This window comes from Paenibacillus sp. HJGM_3, assembly GCF_045062745.1.
GTDB lineage: Bacteria > Bacillota > Bacilli > Paenibacillales > NBRC-103111 > Paenibacillus_AA.
This window is the reverse complement of the sequence record NZ_JBJGED010000002.1, coordinates 387,666-410,078: the sequence shown is the minus strand read 5'-3', so window position 1 is coordinate 410,078 and position 22,413 is coordinate 387,666. Positions and strand designations below refer to the sequence as shown.

At 57.9% G+C, this 22,413-nt stretch carries 18 protein-coding genes; 14 read left to right on the top strand and 4 right to left on the bottom strand.

Going from position 1 to position 22,413, the window contains the following annotated elements:
* Window positions 1–10: 10 nt before the first annotated feature.
* From ACI5FR_RS04105 to ACI5FR_RS04095, 3 genes are all read right to left on the bottom strand, one after another.
* On the bottom strand, window positions 11–1,912 hold the full coding sequence (locus ACI5FR_RS04105; protein WP_405450636.1) for a glycosyl hydrolase family 18 protein: 1,902 nt from the start codon (window positions 1,910–1,912) through the stop codon (window positions 11–13).
* A gap of 134 nt (window positions 1,913–2,046) precedes the next feature.
* Window positions 2,047–2,328, bottom strand: a complete 282-nt coding sequence (locus ACI5FR_RS04100) for a DUF2653 family protein (protein ID WP_405450633.1) — start codon at window positions 2,326–2,328, stop codon at window positions 2,047–2,049.
* Complete coding sequence (locus ACI5FR_RS04095) at window positions 2,325–2,759, bottom strand: hypothetical protein (RefSeq protein WP_405450630.1); 435 nt, start codon at window positions 2,757–2,759, stop codon at window positions 2,325–2,327. The genes ACI5FR_RS04100 and ACI5FR_RS04095 overlap by 4 nt, the downstream gene beginning before the upstream one ends.
* Before the next feature lie 156 nt (window positions 2,760–2,915).
* Between ACI5FR_RS04095 and ACI5FR_RS04090 the strand changes: the two genes are divergently transcribed.
* Genes ACI5FR_RS04090 through ACI5FR_RS04080 form a run of 3 tightly spaced genes read left to right on the top strand, consistent with a single transcriptional unit; the run spans window position 2,916 to window position 5,660 of the window.
* Window positions 2,916–3,455, top strand: a complete 540-nt coding sequence (locus tag ACI5FR_RS04090; protein ID WP_405450627.1) for a DUF309 domain-containing protein — start codon at window positions 2,916–2,918, stop codon at window positions 3,453–3,455.
* On the top strand, window positions 3,452–4,189 hold the full coding sequence (locus tag ACI5FR_RS04085; RefSeq protein ID WP_405450625.1) for a response regulator transcription factor: 738 nt from the start codon (window positions 3,452–3,454) through the stop codon (window positions 4,187–4,189). The genes ACI5FR_RS04090 and ACI5FR_RS04085 overlap by 4 nt, the downstream gene beginning before the upstream one ends.
* Window positions 4,182–5,660 carry an ATP-binding protein gene (locus tag ACI5FR_RS04080; protein WP_405450623.1) on the top strand — a complete coding sequence of 493 codons (1,479 nt, stop codon included), beginning with the start codon at window positions 4,182–4,184 and terminating at the stop codon, window positions 5,658–5,660. Before ACI5FR_RS04085 ends, ACI5FR_RS04080 begins: the two co-directional genes overlap by 8 nt.
* Before the next feature lie 51 nt (window positions 5,661–5,711).
* Here ACI5FR_RS04080 and ACI5FR_RS04075 read toward each other — a convergent pair whose 3' ends face one another.
* A complete protein-coding gene (locus ACI5FR_RS04075) occupies window positions 5,712–6,611 on the bottom strand; it encodes a metallophosphoesterase family protein (protein WP_405450620.1) in 900 nt (299 codons plus the stop codon).
* A 285-nt stretch (window positions 6,612–6,896) separates the two neighbouring features.
* Here ACI5FR_RS04075 and ACI5FR_RS04070 point away from each other — a divergent pair, with 285 nt between their 5' ends.
* The 11 genes from ACI5FR_RS04070 (at window position 6,897) to ACI5FR_RS04020 (ending at window position 22,232) form a co-directional block, all read left to right on the top strand.
* Window positions 6,897–7,565: a hypothetical protein gene (locus tag ACI5FR_RS04070; RefSeq protein ID WP_405450617.1), complete on the top strand. Its 669-nt coding sequence runs from the start codon at window positions 6,897–6,899 to the stop codon at window positions 7,563–7,565.
* Between the two features lie 15 nt (window positions 7,566–7,580).
* Entirely contained in the window at window positions 7,581–9,398 is a 1,818-nt protein-coding gene (locus ACI5FR_RS04065; RefSeq protein WP_405450614.1) for an efflux RND transporter periplasmic adaptor subunit, read from the top strand.
* 21 nt (window positions 9,399–9,419) lie between these two features.
* Entirely contained in the window at window positions 9,420–10,142 is a 723-nt protein-coding gene (locus tag ACI5FR_RS04060) for an ABC transporter ATP-binding protein (protein ID WP_405450611.1), read from the top strand.
* A complete protein-coding gene (locus ACI5FR_RS04055; protein ID WP_405450608.1) occupies window positions 10,139–11,317 on the top strand; it encodes an ABC transporter permease in 1,179 nt (392 codons plus the stop codon). Before ACI5FR_RS04060 ends, ACI5FR_RS04055 begins: the two co-directional genes overlap by 4 nt.
* Before the next feature lie 31 nt (window positions 11,318–11,348).
* Window positions 11,349–13,979, top strand: coding sequence for a hypothetical protein (locus tag ACI5FR_RS04050; protein WP_405450605.1), 2,631 nt, complete (start codon window positions 11,349–11,351; stop codon window positions 13,977–13,979).
* A gap of 192 nt (window positions 13,980–14,171) precedes the next feature.
* Window positions 14,172–15,908 carry a sensor histidine kinase gene (locus ACI5FR_RS04045; RefSeq protein WP_405450603.1) on the top strand — a complete coding sequence of 579 codons (1,737 nt, stop codon included), beginning with the start codon at window positions 14,172–14,174 and terminating at the stop codon, window positions 15,906–15,908.
* Window positions 15,886–17,589, top strand: coding sequence for a response regulator (locus ACI5FR_RS04040; protein ID WP_405450600.1), 1,704 nt, complete (start codon window positions 15,886–15,888; stop codon window positions 17,587–17,589). Before ACI5FR_RS04045 ends, ACI5FR_RS04040 begins: the two co-directional genes overlap by 23 nt.
* 92 nt (window positions 17,590–17,681) lie before the next feature.
* Window positions 17,682–18,500 carry an HAD family hydrolase gene (locus ACI5FR_RS04035; RefSeq protein ID WP_405450597.1) on the top strand — a complete coding sequence of 273 codons (819 nt, stop codon included), beginning with the start codon at window positions 17,682–17,684 and terminating at the stop codon, window positions 18,498–18,500.
* A gap of 132 nt (window positions 18,501–18,632) precedes the next feature.
* On the top strand, window positions 18,633–20,333 hold the full coding sequence (locus tag ACI5FR_RS04030) for an extracellular solute-binding protein (protein ID WP_405450595.1): 1,701 nt from the start codon (window positions 18,633–18,635) through the stop codon (window positions 20,331–20,333).
* A 133-nt stretch (window positions 20,334–20,466) separates the two neighbouring features.
* Window positions 20,467–21,321 (top strand): ABC transporter permease, encoded by an 855-nt coding sequence (locus ACI5FR_RS04025; RefSeq protein ID WP_405450711.1) that lies wholly within the window; start codon window positions 20,467–20,469, stop codon window positions 21,319–21,321.
* Between the two features lie 17 nt (window positions 21,322–21,338).
* A complete protein-coding gene (locus tag ACI5FR_RS04020; protein ID WP_405450592.1) occupies window positions 21,339–22,232 on the top strand; it encodes a carbohydrate ABC transporter permease in 894 nt (297 codons plus the stop codon).
* The last annotated feature ends 181 nt before the right edge of the window (window positions 22,233–22,413 follow it).

Sequence of the window (22,413 nt, the reverse complement as noted above, 5' to 3'; positions counted from 1 at the left end):
TCCCGTCCCGTTATTTGAGCTGCAGCATCGTTTTCCACAGATCAGCGCTTTCATAGCCCAACCGCCAGGAAGCGACGCCGGCCAGGTCGTATTTCTTCGCTATCGCAAGACGTGCCTTAATCGTATCCTCATTCTCCAGCCAGAGCACGTAGCGGTAACCGTCTTCCGAATACTCGACGCGGTATTGCGAGAATTGGCTGTCCCACGTGGTCGTCGCTTTCTTGGAGGCAATCAGCGCCGGCACTTCCTTCATGTAGATCGCCCGGTTGCTGACCATCGCTCCGCTCGCATCCATCTTCCATTCCCGCACATAATAAGGGATGCCCAGTAGCAGCTTATCGCGCGGGATGCCGTAGCCGAGGAACTCCTGAACGCCTTCCTCGGCCCATTGCAGGCCCGAGACGGAGCCGGGGGATTGGCTGCCGGAATAGTATTGGTCGTAGGTCATCGTGATGACGTAATCTACCAGCGTGGCCAGCTTCGCGTGATCGAAGGCGGACAGGTGATTCCATTTCACGCTGCCTCGTGGCAGGTCGATCGACACAGTAAGGCCGCTCGCATGGGCCGCGCTCGAGAGCATGGCGATAAAGGACGTGAACGCGGCTCGGTCTTTGCCGACGACGTTCTCGAAGTCGACATTGATGCCTTTCACGCCCAGCTGGACGGAGCGGGCGACGAGCGCACCGACGAATCGCTGCTGAGCGGCGGTATTGCTGAGGAATTGCGACGTCAGCGCCGAGTCGAACTGGTTGCTCACGAGTGGGTGAACCTCATAACCTCGGGCTTTGAGCCAATTGGACGTTTCTAGGCTGGAGGAGTCCTTCAGGTTGCCTTCCGCGTCATCGAGCTGGAACCACGTGGGGGAATCGACATCGAGACCGACCGTGTTCTGCACCTGCTTTTGAATCGTATCCATCGCGGAGGAGCCGTTCCAGGCCCAGAAGAGCAGCTTCCGATAATTGTTCCACACGGAGGTGCCGTCATACAAGCGGACCGAGGCGTTGGAATAGTGGGTTGCGTAGTACAACGCATCGCCCAAAGTGTTATGCTCGCTGACGAAGGTGTTGCCTTGATAAACGCGATAGAAAGGGAAATTATTCCAGATTTCACGACCGTTCCACTTGATCCGGATATGTAGATACCATTGCGAGAACGCGATCGCTTCCTCCATGCTGACGAACGATTGAACAAAGTTGTTGTCTTGGTATACTTCATACGGCTTCGCGTTTTTGTACACCGTCGCCTTGGTGTCGATCCGTTCCACGCGGGAACCGGCCCAATTGAGCGACTCGGCCAGCGCATCCTCCAGATAGGCGAATTTCCACTCCGGGGCGGAATACGTGCCTTGCACGACTTGGTATTGCGGGGTTCCGGCGCGCCGGTTCATCTTCTCCTCCGGGGTAATGTTGTCCCAGATCCAACGGTTATTCGTCATGTCGATGACATGGACATTGGTGTAATACTTAGAGACATTGATCGCCTCTTGCAAGGTGACGAATTCCCAATTGTCCGGCGCGATCTCGTCCTGAACTAGCTTGTACCGTGGGTAGTTGTTCCATACCCAACCGCCGCTCTGAAGATCGCGGATGCTCACATAGCCCCAGCGCTTCGCTTCGGCGATCGCGTCGTTCAGGTTGGAGAACTCCCAATTCGGCAAGGTGATGTCATTCTGATAGATTCGATAGCGGGGAAAATTGTTCCAAACCCAGCGGCGGGTGCCGATCTCCTCGACGTAGCTGTGGTTGTACCATTGCGCATATTGGATCGCTTGCTGCACGGTAGGGAACTCCGTTAGGGCCACATCGTTCTGATACACGCGGTACTTGCTCGTCAGGTCGGCTGCGGAGACGACGGATGGGGCGAACAGGGCGAGCGACAACGCCACGCTGAGTAGAATCTTGCGCTTCTTCATGGATCACTCCTCTTTCTTCTAGCACGTCTACGATTCTATTGACGCTAGGAAAGAGAAATAGTTTCATGGAAATTGTTACATCTTGCAACAAAGGGCACTCCCGGTGGGAGTGCCCTCGTGTATATCGGATCAAGTTAAGCTTCGAGAATGTCGGCGTACATCTCATCTTCGATGTCGAGTTGGATCTGGCTGCGATAGATGCGCCGGTCATACTGCTTGAGCACGTAGCGCTCGATCGCCTCCAGCATGTTCGCCTCGATTAGAATTTGACTCCGACCTTCCGCATGAACTTCTGCGGAATAGCCGAGATCTTCGTCCCACATCAGCTCGACGTTCACTTGGGACGGACTGATCTGCTTGCGTTCCGCGACGGACAGGCAGATCGCATTCACGAGCTCCTGTTCGCTCAGTCTCATTCTTGGAACCTCTTCTTAGGCGGAGTGTGCTTCCGATCCCGGAAGTAGGCGAAAATTCGGGCTACGATCATAATCAGAACCACGATGGCTAGCGCATTCACGAGGAAACCGAGAATGTTCCCGAACATGCCCATGCCGCCGAACAATCCGCCGAACATCAAACCGGCGAGACCGCCAAGCATCATGCCTTTCATGAATCCGCCGCCGCCGCCGAAAAAGCCGGGCTTCGTCGTCGTAGTGCCCGCATTCGTACCGGTCTTCGCAGGGTCGGTCTTCGTCACGCCGCTATCCTTCGCAGGCGAAGTAGGCGTATAAGACTTGCTAGGAGCTTTGTACGAGCTGCCGCGCTTAGGAGCAGCGTCAGCGGTGTTGGCTGCGCTGAAAGAGACGACCACCATACAAGCCATCAGAATCAGCATTAATTTCTTCATGGGTTGGATACCCTCCTGTAAGGTTAGTTACTTTATATTTGTTCCAATATACTACTACGGCTATACTCGGGCGTGGTTTCAAATTTTTAAAAGATTTTTAGGCGGCCGTGCTATACTACTATAGAGGCAGAGTTGAGACTGGATTGAGGTGCAACGGTGAGAACGTATCCGGAAGCTTATCTCCTGTATTTGGCCCATTTTCATGGGGATCGGGATTGGTTTGAATGTCACGAGCTGCTGGAGGAATATTGGAAATCCAAGCCGGCGGACGGCTATAGCCGCACTTGGGTCGGACTGATCCAGATCGCGGTCGGGTTGTATCATGAGCGCAGGGGCAATCGCAGCGGGGCGGTGAAAATGCTGCAGGCGTCGCTGGGCAATCTAAGACGGGAGGCGCTGGCCGAGTTAGGCTTGGATGCGGACGAAACGATACGCCGAGTGCAAACTCGTCTATATGAGGTCGAGTCGGGTACTCCAGCCGAGTTTCGGGACATGAACTTGCCGATCTCGGATGCCGGCCTTCTGCATCAATGCATCGGACTGTGCGACCGGCTGGGGATGACATGGGAGGCGCCGAGCAGACTCGAAGACCCGGAGCTCATACATAGACACACACGGCGCGATCGCACAGACGTCATCGAGGCCAGACGGACGGAAGCGGAACGGAGACGGCGGCAAAGGGGAGACGATCGTTGACCGCGTGGACGAATGCTCCCACGATCGTCGTAGTGGACGATGAACCGAATATTACGGAAGTGATCCGTCTCTACCTGGAGCACGCGAACTATGAGGTCCGCATCATGCACAGCTGTACGGAAGCGATCGCTTATTTGAACGGCTCTGTTACACCGGCGCTTCTCCTGCTAGATGTTATGCTGCCCGACGGGTCCGGCTTCGAGCTGTGCCAGCGCATACGCGGCATGGACGGCCCTTCGGGCCAAGTGCCGATCATTTTCCTGACCGCCAAGGGCGAACCGATGGACAAGCTGCGGGGCTTCAACCTCGGGGTCGACGATTATATCGTCAAGCCGTTCGACCCGAACGAGCTGGTCGCGCGGATCAAGGCGGTGCTCCGGCGTACGGGCGCCGCTCAGCGGGGAGCGGGCGAACCGCTCGCGAAGCCGAAGTCGCTCGATGTGGGCGGGCTCGCCGTCGATCTGCACAGCTATAAGGTGACGGTCGGCGGCCAGCGGATCGAATTGACTCCGAAGGAGATCGAGCTGCTTTATTTCCTCGTATTGAATCCGAATCGCGTCTTCTCGCGCGAAGATTTGCTCATGCATGTATGGAAGTTCGATTTCCATGGAGGGACGCGGACGGTGGATGCGCATGTGAAGAATCTGCGCAAAAAACTGGGCACCCATCCAGGGTGGAGCATCGAGACGCTCTGGGGCGTCGGCTACGCGTTTGAGGTGAACGGGCATGCTTAAGCGTCTGCGGCGCAGTCTTTATTTGAAGCTGTTTTTGTCGTTTCTTGCCACATGCGTCTTGTTTTTCGTGGCGCTGGCCGTCTTTTGGAACTTTTACTTCTCGGATTTGTTTTATAAGGAAAAGAAAGCGCTGCTGCTCGAGCGGGCGGGCGAGGTGAACAAGCTGCTGACCCCGCTGCAGGAAGGGGTCATGTCCATCCGCGAGCTGAGGCTCGGCATCCGCATTCTGGGACGGAGCTTCAACGGCCAGGTGTGGCTGGTCGATCAGAGGGGAACCGTCCTCTACAGCTCTTTCGAGCGGGAAGGCCTGGTTATCCCGAAAAACATGGATTCGCTGTTCCTGGAAGCGCTGCGCAACAAATCGGGTTATTCGACGGCACTCATTCCGCATGGGGATTCGACATCGGAGCACGTGCTGATTTACTATACGCCGATCATGCTGAATGACCGAGACAGCGTCATGTTCCTGCTCACCCCGGCCGATGATATTAGCGAAGCGGTGCGTGCGGTGCGCTGGAACATTGTCGTCCCGCTGATGTTCTCGCTGCTCGCCGTCGGTCTAATCCTGTTCACCTTGTCGCGGAAGCTCGCCCGACCTCTGCAGCAGATGAATTCAACCGCCGTGGCGATCGCAGAGGGAGATTTCAGCAAGCGCGTTCCGATCGTATCGAACGACGAGATCGGCCAGTTGGCGAGCAGCTTCAACATGATGGTCGATCAGCTCGAGATGTGGGAGGATTCGCGCAAAGATTTCCTGGCGAACGTCTCCCACGAACTGCGGTCTCCGCTCACTACGCTGCGCGGGTTCATTGCCGCCATGAACGACGGCGTCATCCCGGCCGGCAAGTATCCGCATTATTTGAAAATATGCGATTACGAGGTCCAGCGGCTGCAGCGGCTCGTGAGCGATCTGCTCGATCTGGCCCGCATCCAGAACGGGACCGACGTGTTCCACCCGGAGCCGATCCATGTGCTGGCGAAGACGGAGGAGGTGCTCGACTGGCTGCTCCCCTCGTTCCAGAGCAAGAAACTCCGCGTGCATGTCCGCTTGCCGCATCCCGGCAACCCGCCGATCGTCTGTTTGCTCGATCCGGACCGGTACGCGCAGATCGTGCAAAACTTGCTGTACAACGCGATCCAGTTCACGCCGGCCGGAGGGGAGATCACCGTGGAGCTGGATGCCGACGCGAATCAGTTCATGTTCACCCTCCGGGATACCGGTATCGGGATGTCGGACGACGAGATGCAGCGCATCTGGGACCGGTTCTTCAAGGCCGATCGATCGCGTGGGGAGCGTACTGACGGGACGGGGCTCGGTCTGACGATCGTGAAGCACCTCGTGAGCGGGATGCGGGGGCATATCGAGGTCGAATCCGAGCTGGGCGTCGGGACGCAATTCCGTCTCAGCTTCCCGCTCTATACGATGACCAGCGGTCTGGAGCCGGCGCAGCCTCACGATCCGGCGGTTTGAACACGACGCAACCATACATACGCGAGATCCATCCTGATTCGGCCCAGCCGGTCAGGATTTTTTTTGCACATCGGGTGTCAAATGAATCCACCGGTATCCTCCGTCATAGCCGGGGTGAGCGACGTACTGGTATCGGTCTTTCCGGTACATATCTCTATGATGGAAATGCACATGGCCGCAAAAAATGCCGATCAAATTGTCCGACTTCCCTTGCGTTACCAGCCGATGAAATTCCTTTGTCGCCCGGTCAGCCTCTCTGATTTTCCAAGCCGACATTCGTTCCGGAGTCCACCCTTCCGAGTGCAGCATGATGGGAGCCTTCCATCGATGATACACATCGGGTGCGAGTGAAGGAATATAGAGGGGAATGTGGATAAACAACAACGCCGGCAAATTTCGTTCCACTTGAGCTTGGAAGAAGGACAATTGCTCTTCCGTGATCTGGTAGTTGCTATTATCTAGGGAGATCAAATTGACACCATGCAGGACCAAGTTTTGAAATGCGGGGTTGCCTTGTGTGTACCGATGGAACTTGGGGTAACACCGCGCACGGATATCATCGTTCCAGTCTTCAAGGTGCATAAATTGCCAGTCGTGATTGCCTAGCGCATACAGATAAGGCACGGTCAATTTCTCCAATTCGGTCCCGACAAGCTCGAAATTCGCCGACGACGGGAAGGACATGATATCGCCTGTGAGAACAACGCTATCCGCCTGGCGGACCTCAGCGGCCTTCAGGGTCGAACCGAACATCCTAGCGGAATTCCGCACGTTTGCCTTTACTCGGAATATATCCAATTCCATGTGTGTACGGATCAAGTCCTCGTCCGCTTCGTTTAATTCGCATAGATGACTGTCCGAGATTTGCAGAATCTTGATGGCCTGTTTCAATCCCGGTACGGAGATGGTCGTCTCAAAGATGGAGTTGGTTTCATCGTTATGGATGTTCATGGTTATGATTCCCCTTCCCATGTAAAAATTACCACCGATGATAGGGCATCCAATGCCTGGAGTCAAGTCATCCGTTTCTCGGGTTCCGCTTATTTTTTGCAAGCTGAGATTGCGCATTGCCCATGTACCGACCGAAGTCATGGGTGATGTCGCATTTTCACACTTTTTTTACAATTCGCACACGCTTTCATCAAGATTTTGCCCTATTCTGGTGCCGAAGGCATTTGCACAATTCGCAAGCGGCCAATCGATCCTTCATGCGACTGGGATTGGGGGAGAGGCAAGGTGAGGAGTAGAGAGCGGTTCAACCGTATATGTTCCACCGTGCTCGCCGGATCGCTCCTGACAGGTATGCTGCTCGGCTGCGCCCAGAAGGATCGGGTCCGAGGCGATCCCGGGGAGCCGGGAGCTATGCCCGGCGACGTGAGCGGTACCGTGCGGGGCGCCTCGTCGGCGGAGCCGCTGCAGAGCACGTCCGAGCGGCAGCTCGTCATTGTGTTCATCTCGCTGCTTGAGATGGACAAGCGGGTGGAGCTGCAAATCTCGCGGCAGCAGGCGGAGCGAATATTGCCGGTCGTGAATGCGACCATCGCGCACGGCGAGCTGTCCCAGGCGGACCGCAAGCTTCTGCTCGCCGCTCTGGACGCCAGGCAGCAAAGCTACTACGAGGATGTTAGCGCACGTATGAAGAGGCGAGCCGCCGCCATGTCGCGCAGTCCCGGACCGCCGCCCGGACCGCCGCTCACCGAGGAGCAGCGGGCCGCGATCGCGAGGGAGCTCGAGGAGCGAAGGAACCTAGAAGTGCATGGGAATGGGGATGGGGCCGGCCAGGAGCCGCGTCCGACACGGGTCGGGGAACCGCCTCCGTGGGATTTGGACCGGGACAAGAACGTGGAGCAGCAGCTGGTCGAGCTGCTCCAGAGCAAGCTGGACGCCGCAAGCTTCAATTCTTAATTAGGAGGTAGCAGGATGCGCTGGTTACGCAGCAAAACGTTAATCTGGAGTTTGGCCGTTCTCGTGATAGGCGGCGGGTCTGCTTACTATTACTTCGCCCAAGGCGACAAGAGCAGCGCCGAGGAAGCGAAAAAAGAAGTTGTGGTGGAAGCGAAGAAAAGCGATATCCGCTTCTCGGTATCCGGCACATCCCAGCTGGAGCCGAAAGACTCACAGAACATCATCGCGCCGACGGATGGCACGATCAAGACGATGAATCTGACCCGCAACAAGGAAGTGAAAACCGGCGAGCTGCTGTTCGAGATCAGCAATCCGACGCTGGAGAACAACTTGTCGCGGGCCCAGACGACGCTGTCCCAGCTGCAGCGGGATCTGAGCGACCTGAACGCACAGATGGAGGCGCTCACGACCCGCGCGGCGATCAACGGCAAGTTCACGCTGGCGGACAAAATGGAAGTCGGCGCAACACTGACGAAAAATTCGCTGATCGGCACGATCTCCGACAATTCGGTGCTGCTGGTAACGATTCCGTTCGCCTTGGAGGATGCGGTGCAGTTCCAGCCCGGCACGGACGTGGACCTGTCCATCGACGGGTTCATGCTGACGAAGCCCGGCTCGATCGTGTCGATCGGCAAAGATCCGCGCGGCGACGGCAAGGGCGGCAAGATGATCGACGTCGAGATCTCGATCCAGAATGATGCGACGATGGAAGCGAACATGAAGGCGAAGGGCAGCGTGACCTTGAACGGCCGCAAGGTGGATTCAAAGGATTCCGGCACCCTCCGTTACAGCAAAGTCGTTTCCGTACTCGCCAATGTGCCCGGAACGATCAATACGCTGAATTTCAAAACCGGCTCTTACGTATACACGGGAGACATCATCGCCAAGATCACGAACGATACGCTCAAGGACGATATTGCCGCCAAGCAGTCGGCCATCGACCTCCAGAAAATTTCGGTGGACGACCTGGTCGAGCGTGTGAAGGCGCTGAAGGTGACGGCTCCGTTCGACGGGGTGTTCTCCACCGACTTCGTGAACAAGAAGGCGAACGTACTCGCGAGCTATGTACCCGGGTCCAAGATCGCGGCGAATGCCCAGCTCGGCGCGGTCGCCAGCATGAATACGATGCAGCTGCCGATTCAGGTCGATGAGCTCGATCTGCCTAACATCCGGGCCGGGATGAAGGCGGAGGTCAAGGTAGATTCGATCCCGAACCGCGCCTTCGAAGGGGAAGTCAGCCAAGTGTCGACCGTAGGTACGACGACGAACGGCGTTACGTTCTATGACGTGGTCTTAACGGTGAAGAACGCAGCCCAGTTGAAATACGGCATGACCGCTACCGGCGAAATTTTGATCCAGGACAAGAAAGGCATCATCACGATCCCGAACGAAGCGCTCCAGCAGCAGCAGGGCAAGCGGCTCGTCTCCCTGAAGAAGCCGGACGGCAGCGTAGTCGAGCAGGAGATCCGGATCGGCATTCGCAGCAAGACGGAAGTCGAAGTGACGGAAGGCTTGAAGGAAGGCGACAAGGTTCTGATCCCGCTGCCTAAGAAAACGTCGGATATGAGCCAGCAGGAGATCGATAAGCTCCGCCAGCAGTTCCAGCAAGGCGCAGGCGGGGCTGCAGGCCAGGGCGGTGCCCTGACGCAAGAGCAGATCAACCAGCTGCGGCAACAGTTCCAGCAAGGCGGCGGTGGGGCTGGCGGCGGGGGCGGCAACGTTGGAGGCAACGCTGGAGGCGGCAACGCAGGCGGCGGCAATGCCGGCGGCGGTGCTCAGCGGGTGAACGGCGGCGGAGGAGGCGGCAACGCTGGAGGCGGCGCGGGCAGGTAAGGTAGGGAAGGAGGAGCAGCCATGGATATGATCCAGATCCAGAACATAACGAAAGTATACCATCGCGGCGGCGAAGAGCTTCACGTGCTGAAGGGACTTAGCTTGAATGTGGCCAAAGGCGAGTTCGTCGCCATCATCGGACCGAGCGGCTCGGGCAAATCGACCCTCATGAATACGATCGGCCTCTTGGATGCTCCCACTTCCGGCACGTATACATTGGACGGCGTAGCCACTGAGAAAATGTCGGATAACCAGCTCGCGCAGCTGCGCAATCAGAAGATCGGCTTCATCTTCCAGCAGTTCAATCTGCTGCCCCGGCTGAACGCGCTCGAGAATGTCGAGCTGCCGATGATCTACGCCGGCTTCAGCAAGCGCGAGCGGCGGGAGCGCGCCCAGCTCATGCTGGAGCAGCTCGGGATGGGGTCGCGCGGGCATCACAAGCCGAGCGAGCTGTCCGGCGGGCAGCAGCAGCGCGTCGCGATCGCGCGCGCGCTCGCCATCTCGCCGTCGCTCATTCTCGCCGACGAGCCGACGGGCGCGCTCGACTCGAAGACGGGGGAAGAGGTGCTGGAGCTCGTGCTGCGTTTGAATGAGGAAGGCAACACGATCGTCCTTATCACGCACGATCATCACATCGCCGACCATGCGAAGCGAGTCGTGGCGCTGCGGGACGGCAGCATCATTAGCGATCATCGCCGCGACCCCGGCGTCGCGAAGGATGTCCAAGAGGCGGTGCACGCATGAGGCTAGGCGAACTGATCGGGATGGCGATGCGCACGGTGCTCTCCAATCCGCTGCGCACCATCCTCACGATGCTGGGCGTCATTATCGGCGTTGCCTCGGTCGTGACGCTCGTCGCCATCGGACGCGGCACCTCCGCCGAGATTGCCAAGCAGTACGAGAACCTGGGCACGAATATGCTCGTGGTGAATGTGAACGGCAACGGCCGGGCCACCCAGCTCGACTACAACGAGCTGATGAAGCTGGAGGGGCTGCCGGAGATCGATACGATCGCGCCTACGATCCTGAAGCCGAACTCGAACGTCAAGTTTGACCGAACTCAGGAGAAGTACACGATGATCGGCACGAACGACCGGTACGCCGCTGTGGTGAAGGCGCAGATCGATACGGGGCGGTTTCTGTCCGAAGCGGACCTCGAGTTAAGAGCGAATGTCGCCGTACTCGGCAGCGAAGTGTCGAAGAAGTTTTTCGGCTTCCTCGATCCGGTGGGCGAGCAGATCAATATTGACGGGATCGTCTTCACGGTCGTCGGCCGGTTGAAGGAAAAAGGGCAAAACGTGAGCGGCACTTCCATCGACAGCATGATTATGGTGCCGCTCGAGACGGCAAGGCGCCAATTCAAGCTCGGCACGATCCGCACGACCTATATCGAAGCGCCGACGAAGGACGACATCTACGTGGCGCAGGATACGATGAAGCAATATTTGACGTACAAGTTCAAGAGCGATACCGGATTCCAGCTCGTGAACCAGGATGAGCTGCTGAAGGCGCGGACCGCGACGAGCAATACGCTGACGAAACAGCTGGTCAGCGTTGCCTGCATCTCGCTCCTCGTCGGCGGGATCGGGATTATGAACATTATGCTCGTGACGGTGAGCGAACGGACGAGGGAGATCGGGATCCGCAAGTCGATCGGGGCGAAGCGAAGGAACATTCTGTTCCAATTCCTCGTCGAGGCCGGGGTGATCAGCGGCATCGGAGGACTGATCGGCCTCCTGTTCGGTATCGGTCTGGCGCTCGCATGGCCTGCCTTCAATCCCGATCAGCCGACCTTGATTTCCGTAGACATCAGTATTTATGCATTCCTGTTCTCCGCGCTGGTCGGCATCGTCTTCGGGCTGTATCCGGCGAACAAAGCGTCCAAGCTGAGGCCGATCGATGCTTTGCGATTTGACTAAACGATATTTCAGACACATAGGAGGTCGAACCATGCGTACTTATCACCGCACCCGACGTCGCCCTTATACGCTAGCGGTCCTGCTTGCCTTGCTCAGCCTAGTCCTCGCCCCCCTATGGTCCGTCCCGGCCCAAGCGGCTAAGGAAGCCGTCTACCTGAGCGATACGGTCCATTTCTCCCTGCAGGACGTCATGCTGTCGGCCGCAACCGACTCGCAGACACTTCGATTCACGGTCAATCTGGCTAACGACAGCGAGGCGTCCATCGATTTCAACGCTTACGGCGTTCGAGTGTCCGACACCGCAGGCAACAGCTACTCCGCTCAACTGAGCGAGAAGACGACGGCCCGCGTCCAGCCGCACAAGACGCAGCCGTTCAAGTATTCCAGCAACATTGCCGCCGGACTTAAGGTGGACGATCTGTCCGTCGTCCTGTTCGCCTGGGATGCGAAAGAAGCGGACTACATGCGCGACATCGGCTCGCTGTCGATCGCGGTCGCCGCAGCCGATCAACCTGTGACGAAGCAAGCGGTTATTCTCAACATGGACGAGGTGGACACCGCGCTGCCGGACGACGCTTCCGTCTCCTTCCAACCGATCGGCGGGACGAAGGTGGTCAAGGACGGCGCCTGGACGATGTATGTCGACCTGCGCGTCGAGAATCTGGGTTCGACCGGGTTCAAGCTGCCGGCCGCGCTTACGTATCAGCTCGTCGATGCACACGGACTCACCGTATCGGCGACCGCCATGGCCGGTGTCGATACGCTGCTCCCGCACCAGCCGGTCAAGATAACGCTGCAAGCGCCGGTCGGCGGAACGTTCACGGAAGATCCATTCTCGGTGCAGTTCATCAACAAGCAGACTACGACATCCAATCTGATCGGGACCTTGTCCATCTCGGATCCGACGCCTGCCGTCGCCGGCCAGACTCGGGAGTACCCGGCGGCCAATCCGAACGGCCTGGACCTAACGATCGTAAGTACGAGCTATGCGCCGCTAAGCGACGGCGTTGCCGTAGAGACGACGATCAAACTGACGAACAACGGCAAGTCGGTCGTCAATGCGCCAAAGCTGACGGGCGCATTCCAGCTGAATTCCAGCGGGCTGTCCGTCGCGTCGGTGGATCCGGCCTCGGCCTCCGCCTATATTTCGCCGAAGGACAGTCAGACGTTCCTGTTCACGGCGACGCTGCCGGCCGGTGTGGACATTGCGGACGTGAATTTCGTCCTGTCGGAGAAAAAAGCCGGGACGACGGCCAACACGACGGTCGTTCAGCCCATCTTGCACGTCAACTTGAGCGGCGCATCTCCTTTGTCCACACCTGGGGCGGGTACCGTGTTCCGCGTCAATACGTCTGCGGGACCGCTCGCAATAGAATTGAAGCGGACGCAGCGGCTCACGCTTGAGAGCGATGACGTTATCTTGAGCGAGATCTCGGTCCGCAACGAATCGAGCACGATCGCAACGCTGCCGGCCCTGTACGGCGGAATCGCGCTCGGCGACTTCGAGGTGAAAGGGAAGGCGATCCGCTTGCAAACGTCCTCCTACCTCAATCCATCGGAGAGCACGACCGTTTATTTGTACAGCAAAATTCCTTACTCGCTGGAAGCGGAAGAAGGCATCATCTTCTTGGGCGAAGGTACGCTGCAGACGAACTCGAACTCGGGGAACGGGAATGGGACAACCGGCAACAGCGGCACCACGAGCGGAGCGTCGGGCACGACGAACACGACGAACGCGGCGGCGAATACGACCGTGACCCCTTCCCAGGAATGGGCCCGCATCTCGTTCTCGCTCAAGAGCGATGACGGCATCCCGTCGATTCAGAAGGAGACGGCATGGAGCATTACCGACCAAGGCCGTCAATCCGACGGAAAAATCGTAGATGCCCGCGTGTTCACTCTGGGCACGCAGAAGATGTTGGCCGTGCGCCTTCTGCAGACTGGCAAAGAGAAGCGGGTAGGGAGCATCGTGCCCTACACCGGCTACTTCGAAGGTCCGGACGGTTTGATCTGGACGACGAAGGTCACCGAGGAGACCGGCCGGCTCTGCAACGGCTGCGCCGCGCTGAGCACGCTCTGGGTGACGCTGCCGGATACGGTCTCGAACGACTGGAGCGGGTACACGCTCGTGTTCGGCCAGAAGCTGGACGACACCGCCATGACGAGCGTGCATCGCTACAGTCTGGCCAACTTGCCTGGTACGCTTGATGTACCGGTCGCCCACCTCGGCACGTATATGTCCTCGTCGACGGTTCAAAACCTTGACGACAACGTGTCATACAATCTGGGCACGGTGGACCTGTATCCGTATACCGTCCAGTTCACGGATGTGCTGGCGTTCAAGCTGCCGAGCGCCGCGAACATAAACCGTTATGAGCTGGACCTCAAGTACAACATGGCCAAGACGGCACCTACCATCGGAGGGAACAAAAACCGCAGCCTTGTGATCGAGTTGCGGGACTTGAACGACACGCTGATGAAAGCTTGGGACCTTCCGTTCGAAGGCGCCGGCTCTCTCTCGAACGGCGACGTCAATCTGGTTGTGGACGTGACGGGGAATGACATCGTGCATCTGTCGTTCCCGCGGGTGTACATTTACGAGAAATTCGAAGGGGCGCTCCGACTGCTCGGCACGTCCCTGATGTCGAAGCAATCGCAGTAATCCGGAATGCTGAAACTTGCCCTGGCCGAGAGGCCAGGGTTTTTCTTTTAGTGGAGGATTAAGTGTCGCCCTGTGGAATTGTTAAGACAATAAACCGGAACGATGTCAACAAATCGCGGTGGCACACGCAAGCTCAATCCGGCTACGATAAGGGGAACGACACGGATGGACGAAGGCAGGGGCGGGAACGCAATGGCAGGAACGAGACTTTGGAGCAAGCTGCATGTATATCAAAGGGTCGTCATCGTATTCACGTTGCTAATCATTCCGGTATACTTGGTGAGCTTGTGGATCAATACGGTCGGGCTGAGGTACATCCGGCATCAATTCGCCACTTCCATCGATTCGAACGTGAACTTTTATGCCGAACAGCTGGACGGACAGATGGCATTCATCCGTAACCAGCAGCTGCAATTCGGGAGCAATTCTGACCTGCAGCGGCTCAGCTTCCTGTCGACTACGCTCGACCCATACGAGCAAGTACGGCTGGCGGGTCAGGTGGCCGAACGGCTGACCACGATTCAGAATTCGTCGGAATATGTCCTGAACGCCGGTGTCTACGTGAAGTCGTTCGGGCGGGTCATCTCCACCCGCGACGGGGTGACGCAGCCGGAGCGAACGGATTGGCCATTGATCGAGCAACTTCTGGCGCAGCAGCCCCATATCTCGATGTATGCGTCGGACGGTCGTCTGTTCTTCATCGAAGCGATGAACCGGGGGGCGATCGTCTCCTACATAGAGTTGTCCAAGACAAAGCTGGAGGCGACCTTGTACCTGCCGATTCAGAACGAGCGTCGCAGCGGAACGCTGCTTATGGACGATGCCAAGCCTCCGCAACGCATCTCACCCCGTATGGACGAGCAGGTTGTAACCGCTTTATTCGGAATGGAGCCGAAATCGGGTGTGATCCAAGTGGGGAATACGCGCTATCAGGTCATCACGAAACGCATTTCCTCTCTCGGCTGGACGCTCGGCGCCTATTACGACCAGGACGAAGTGACCGGACCGCTCAAGTTGTTCCTGCTCGGCCTCGTAGCTCTGTCGATCGTCTCGGTCGGGGTGATCCTGCTGTTTGCCTTTTCCGTGAATTGGATGATTCACCGTCCGCTGAACAAACTGATCCGATCATTCGAGCTGGTGGAAACCGACAATCTGCACCTAGCAATTCAGACGAAGCGGGACAACGAGTTCCTATACTTGTACCGCAGCTTCGAAGTGATGGTGGCCAAGCTCGACCGGTCGATTCAGCAGAATTACGAACAAAAGCTGGCGCTTCGTCAAGCGGAGCTGAAGCAACTGCAATCGCAGATCAACCCGCATTTTCTGTACAACGGGTTCTACAACATCTACCGGCTGAGCAAGACGGGCGATCTAGACAACGTGTCGTTCCTGGCCCAGAAGCTGGGCAGCTACTATCAGTTCATCACGCGAAGCGGGACGGGCCTGGTCCCCCTGCAGCTGGAATACCGGCATGCGATGGATTACTGCGATATCCAGCGGGTGCGGTTCTCGAACCGGATGCGCGTGGAGGCGGTCGGCTTGCCCGACCGGTTCAAGGCACTGCCCGTCCCCAAGCTGATCATTCAGCCGATCGTGGAGAATGCCTTCGAGCATGCGTTCGAATCCCAGGAGCAGGGCGGGGTGCTGTACATCACGATAACGGCGGCTGAACGGGAGCTGCGTATAGCTGTGGAGGACGATGGTGAGTCGATGACCGACGAGCGGCTTCAGGAGCTGCGGCGGCAGCTGGCCGACACCGTCCATTCGGGAGAGACGACCGGCATCTTAAACGTATGTCGGCGGCTGCGGCTGCACTTCGGAGAGGCGAGCGGGGTGTTCGCGTCGCGCAGCCGGTATGGCGGGCTGAAAGCGGAACTGGTCATCATGCATACCGAGGAGGGCAACCATGTACAGAATGTTGATCGTTGACGATGAGCCGGCCATCGTGGAGGGACTGGTACAACTGTTCGAGTCTTACCAGGACGCTGAGCTCGACGTGTGCAAAGCGTATTCGGCCTCGGAAGCACTCCGACTCGCGAAGCGGACGAAGGTCGATCTAGTTCTGAGCGACATCCGTATGCCAGGCATGTCCGGTCTGGAGATGATCGACGACATACAATTTTATTGGCCGTACTGCCGGTTTTTGTTTTTGACTGGTTACAGCGAGTTCGACTATGCCCATACGGCGATCGAGAAGAACGTGGACCATTATTTGCTCAAAACCGAAGACGATGCCGTCGTGCTAGACGCCGTGCGGGATTCGATCCGCAGACTGGAGGAAGCGGCCTGCGTGCGGGAGCGCATGGAGGAGGCGGTACGAGTCCGGGAAATGGCAGCTCCGCTCCTGCGCAACAGCGTGCTGTCCGCCGTACTGGCCGGGGTACCCTTGGACGAGCTCGAGACGGCGGGCTGGGGCCATGAGCCTCTAATTCGCTTGGACCGGGAGCGGGGCCTGTTGATAGTGGTTGGAAAAGTGACGAACGGAGCGGAGCGCCTCAAGCATGGAGAACGTTTAATGGCGTTAAGTATTATCCGGGATTTGATGCAGTCGGCAATTCCCGCTTGGTTGAAGCAAGAATGCTTCGAATATGATACGACTACGCTGGTATGGCTGCTTCAGCCGGACCCAGCCCCATCCGAAGAACGGTTGCAGCTGGAGCTGAACGAGAAGGAATTGGCCAACTATGTCAAAAGCCTTCTGGAGCCGGTGCAGTCCGCTTGTGCCCAGCTGCACGCCCTGCAGCCGATCTTCGTTCTCTCAAGACCGGCGGTTTCGTGGAGCGAGCTGGCGACCGAATTCGAGCGGTTTAAGCCGTTGCTGCAAGTCGCCTTCCCGGAAGGCGACGCGATGCGCATCTACGATCTCGGCATGCCGGATCCATGGTGGAAGCGGGAACGAGAGAGGAGCGCCGGTGCCAAGCACGCCTTTCAGCAGCGGCTCAAGTTGTTGGAGAAACAGCTGGAGGAAGCGGCCCCTGACGCAGGCGAGGCGCTAGTCCGTGAGCTGCTCGGCACGGTGAAGCGGGAACTGTCGCACGACCCGTTGCATGGGGCCGATCTGTACGTGGCGCTTTTCACCGTATTCTTAACGAAATTTCGGTCGAGCGCTGCGTTCGAGGAGCGTCGAGGCGATTCGACCCTGATGCTGCTCTCGCTCTCCGGCATTCCGCTCGATTGGGCGGCGGCGGAGCGGACATTCATCGCGCTCGCGAGCGAGCTTGGTAACCGCCCTGCAGGGGCCGACGATCCGCGCGAGCATCTGCTGATCGAGCGGATTCACGAGTATGTTCACAACCACTTGGGCGGGGATCTCTCGCTCGTCCGGATTGCCGAATCCGTCTACTTCAATCCGTCCTACTTGTCCCGGTATTACAAGCAGCGGACGGGCCGCAACCTGTTCGACTACATCTATGCAGCCAAGGCCGAGGCGGCGGTTGACATGCTGGCCAACCCCAAGCTGTTCATTCATGAGATCGCCTCCCGGCTTGGCTTCGAATCTCCCTCCTATTTCACCGCGTTCTTCCGCAAAATGAAAGGAGTCTCCCCTCAGGAGTATCGCGATTCGCTCCGGCTGTACGGTCAAGGAAACGCAAGCATGTCAAGCGATTAGCATACGACGGAGCCCGACCTCCCTGTACAATACGGAGATAGGGCTGCCGGTCGGCAGCCCCCGAAAAGCCTGACGAGGGGAGAGCTTCTCTAATGACCATGGAAAGTCCGTTTCCGAAGCTATTGATTACCGATTTGGACGGAACCGCACTTGGCGGATTCCGGCCATACTCCCGGCTGCCCGATCCGTTCTCCCGCTTCCTGGAGCGGCTCGACCGGCACGGCTGCCGCTGGGTTACAAATACGGCTTGGGACTCGGGTCCACAGGTCGACCTGGTTCTCGGCAGCGAACTAAGCAGTCTGCCTGCCTACATCTCGGGCGGTGTCGGATTGGACCTGTGCCGGCTGCAGGGAGATCGGCTCGAAGCGGTGGAGCCCTATACGAGCGCGATGCACGATCGGCTGCGGGCGGCGCAGGAGGCCAGCTTCCGACCGTTCATCCGTGATATTTGCGCCCGCTTCGACGCGGCGTTCATTGCGTTCAATGGCGGGGTCTGGTTCGCCTTCACGCCGGTAGAAGATCAGGTGGAGCCGCTGTTCCGGTACGTGAAGGAAGCCTACGGTGCCCATCCGGACTTGAACATCCGGCTGCTGCCTGAGGAGAAGCGGTTCCACGCTCATCCCGCCTTCCTGACCAAGGCGTCGATCGTCGATGAACTCGCCCGGCTGGAGCGCCTATCCCCTGCGGAGCTGATCGTGGCGGGAGACGAGCTGCCCGATCTGGCAATGATGGACCCGAAGCGAGTGAAGTATGCCATCTGTCCCGGCAACGCGCACCCCGAGGTGAAGGAGCGGGTGCGCAGCATGGGCGGCGCAGTCGGGACGCGGTCTTTCGGCCCAGGGGTGATCGAAGCGTTCTGCCTGCTCGCACGAGCCGAGGGCTGGTCCTGGGACTCGGCCCCGCTCGTGTAAACGAAACGACACCATGTCAACGGTTTGTCATTGTAAGCGCTGTCGGCGGCCGGCTATGATGAATATGTAAGGCTCGAGCGCTTGCAAAGCAGTAATACGAACGACGAAACGACCGGGGGAGCGAACAACCGAATGAAAAAAACGCTGGCACTCGCCTTGTTAACTACCGTGGTGGGGTCCACCACCTTGCTGTCCGCCTGCAGCAGCGACGATACGACCAAGCCGGCCCAATCGGCTCAACCGACACAACCTGCCGCGTCTTCGTCTGGGTCGGCCTCCGCCAAACCGGACGCGAAGGCCGATCCGCTGGGCAAATATGAGAATCCGGTCACCGTGTCCATGGTGCTGGGTGCTCGGCCTCCCGAGGACAAGAACACCCCGCAGGGGCTCACGCCGGATCAGAACGGGTATCTGAAAAAGCTGAAGGAAATGCTCAACATTGAAGTCAAGTACAACTGGGTCGTGCCGTATGACCAATTCACGCAAAAATTCTCGCTGACGGTGGCGTCCGGCGACTTGCCCGACGTGATGTGGATCGACGCGGCCGACTACGAGAAGTTCAAGGAGCAGGGCGTGCTGGCGGACTTGTCCGAAGCGTACGCCAAATATGCTTCGCCTACGATCAAGAGCTACGTAGAATCGGACGGCGGAGAGACGCTGAAGCTGTTCAAGGACGGCAACAAGCTATTCGGCATTCCGAGCTTCAACGATCCGAACCTGTCGCTGCAGACACTGTGGATTCGCTCCGACTGGCTGAAAAAGCTGAACCTGCAGCCGCCCAAGACGTTCGAGGAGCTTGAGAAGATCGCAGAAGCGTTCGTGAAGAACGACCCGGACGGCAATGGCAAGGCGGACACATATGGACTCGCGATCAACAAGAAGCTGAATTTCTGGGGACTGGATGCGCGCGGCTTCTTCTATACGATGGGCGCATACCCGTACAACTTCATCAAGGGCGCGGACGGCAAGCTGGTGGCCGGAGAGACGACGCCGGAGACGCGGAAGTCGCTCGAGAAGCTCGCCGACTGGTACAAACGCGGGCTGCTCGACAAGGAGTGGGCGTTCAAAGACGAGAACAAAGTTATGGAGGACATCGTAGCCGACAAGGTAGGGATTTCCTTCGGCGAGTGGTGGTACCCGAACTGGCCGCTTAACATTCACCGGGACAAGAACAAGGAAGCCGACTGGATCAACCTGCCCCTGCCGTCTTATGAGGGCAAGCCGGGCAAATCGCTCGTGCCCCGCTACCGGATGGGCAAAATCCTGGTCGTCAACAAAAAGGCGAAAAACCCAGAAGCCGCGATCAAAATGGCGAATTTCTACTATGAAATGGCCAAAGAGGAGTACGCGGCGATCAACACGCCGGCAAACGGTTGGGTGTACCTGTGGTACGAGCCGCGAATCTCGAACTCGCTCGAGATGGAGCAAATCTACACGGAAGTGAACGCAGCACTGAAAGAGAAGAAGGATACGGTCAAGGGAAGCAACCCGAGCGTGCTGCCGAATTTCAAAGCGGCCAAGCAGTTCCTCTCTGGCGATATGGCCGGCTGGGGGCTCTACTTCAGCCGCGTCGCTGAGGACGGCGGCTGGGGCGTGACCCGCAAGGTGAAGGAGCAGAAGCTGACGGTGCGCGGCGAGAATCCGCCGGTGGCCACGCCGACGCAAGTCGAGAAGGGCGCCTCGCTCACGAAGCTGACGGATGAGACGTTCACCAAGATCATCATGGGCTCTTCCCCGATCTCGGAATTCGACAAATATGTGGAGAGCTGGAAGAAGCTCGGCGGGGACGATCTGACGAAAGAAGTGGGCGACTGGCTGACCAAACATCCGTAACGACGAACGGGGGAGGACGGAACAGTGCCCTCCCCCGTTTCCAATTCATTCGGATAGGCTGCAAGGGAGGCATACTGTGAAAACGAAACGGATCGGCACGGTCAACCCGGGGGCGCAAATCCCGTTGCATTTGATGCTACTGCCCGGGGTAATCGTCATCTTGATCTACCATTACGGACCGATGTTCGGCATCGTCATGGCATTCCAGAAGTTCAAGCCGGCGCTCGGATTCCTGCATTCCCCCTGGGTGGGCTGGAAGAACTTCGAGTACGTGTTCAACTTGCCGGATTTTGCCCAAGTGATCTGGAATACGCTCGCCATCTCGCTATTGAAAATTGTCTTCGGCCTGCTCGTCCCGCTGGCGCTGGCGCTGCTACTGAACGAGGTCGCTTCCAACGCGTTCAAGCGGACCGTGCAGACAAGCGTGTTCCTGCCCTTCTTCCTCTCGTGGACCGTGTTGGGCGGCGTCCTGTTCGAGCTGTTCTCCCTGAAGGGCCCGATCAATGCCATCCTCGCGTATGTGGGGATGAACCCCGTGCTGTTCCTAGGGAGCGAGTCGTGGTTCCGGGCGATCCTGGTCGGCTCCGACGTGTGGAAGGGGATGGGGTACAACATGATCATCTTCCTGGCCGCGATCGTCGGCATCAACCCTAATCTGTACGAAGCGGCTCAGGTGGATGGAGCAGGTCGCTGGAAGCAGATGGCGCATATAACGCTGCCGGGCATGGCACCGATTCTGATCCTGCTCACGACGCTAAGCATCGGCAGCATCCTGAATGCGGGCTTTGAGCAGATTCTACTCTTGTACAGCCCCGCGGTGTACAGCAGCGCGGACGTGATCGACACGTTCGTTTATCGTTTCGGCTTGATCGAGCAGCAATATGCAGCTGCCGCCGCGATCGGCTTGTTCAAGTCCGGCGTGTCGCTGTTCTTGGTGAGCTTGTCCTACTACCTCGCCTACCGATTCAGCAACTACCGCATTTTTTGACGGAGGAGGGACTTTCGTTGCCATTCGCCAAACAGCCCATCGGGCGGAAGGTGTTTATTGTATGCAATACGGCGCTGCTCACCGCGGTGTTCCTGCTTGGGATTCTGCCGTTCATGCATCTGCTCGCGGTCTCGCTCAGCTCCAACTTGGCCGTCGTCGCCGGTGAAGTTAGTCTCTGGCCGAAAGGCTTAACTTTCGACGCCTACCGGTTCCTGGGGCAGAAGCAGGAATTCCTGCAATCGCTATTTGTCTCCTTGAAGCGTGTCGTGCTCGGTACGGTCGTAAATATGGTTCTTGTTGTGCTGACGGCGTACCCGCTATCCAAGGAAAATGCAAAATTCCCTCTGCGGACCCTTTATGTCTGGTTTTTCGCCGTCACTATGTTCCTGGGCGGGGGACTTATTCCGACGTACATGATCGTGAAGGAAACGGGTCTACTGAACTCGATCTGGGCGCTGATTTTGCCCGGTGCGCTTAGCGTCTGGAACATGATAATGCTGCTCAATTTTTTTCGCAGCGTGCCCAAGGATCTGGAGGAGGCGGCTCTGATCGACGGGGCCGGCCATCTAACGCTCCTGGTTCGGGTGTATATACCGATCTCGGTGCCGGCTATAGCGACAATCCTTCTATTCACGATTGTCGGGCATTGGAATTCCTGGTTTGACGGGATCATCTATATGAATTCCCCGGAACACTACCCGTTGCAGTCGTATTTGTCTACCCTGGTGACCTCGGTGAACTTGAATCTGGAGCAAATCTCGACGGATGACTTGGCTGCAATGAATAAGTTGAGCGAACGGACGCTACGCACCGCGCAAATCTTCCTGGGCGCCCTGCCAATCATGCTGGTATATCCGTTCCTGCAGCGGTATTTCATAAAAGGCATCGTGGTGGGGAGCGTGAAGGAATAAAGAATAGCATCCGGGGCGCTTCGCAGGGAAGGGGTGATGGGAAGAACAGAAGTCCGTTCGGTCAGCAAAATCGCTACGAACCAAGCTCCGACGCCGGGAACGGTGTTAATCTCGCAGCTTCCATCGAACTGACCGATTTCTCCATTAATTCAAAATTCCCCGGTCTCATGCGCATCCGCAC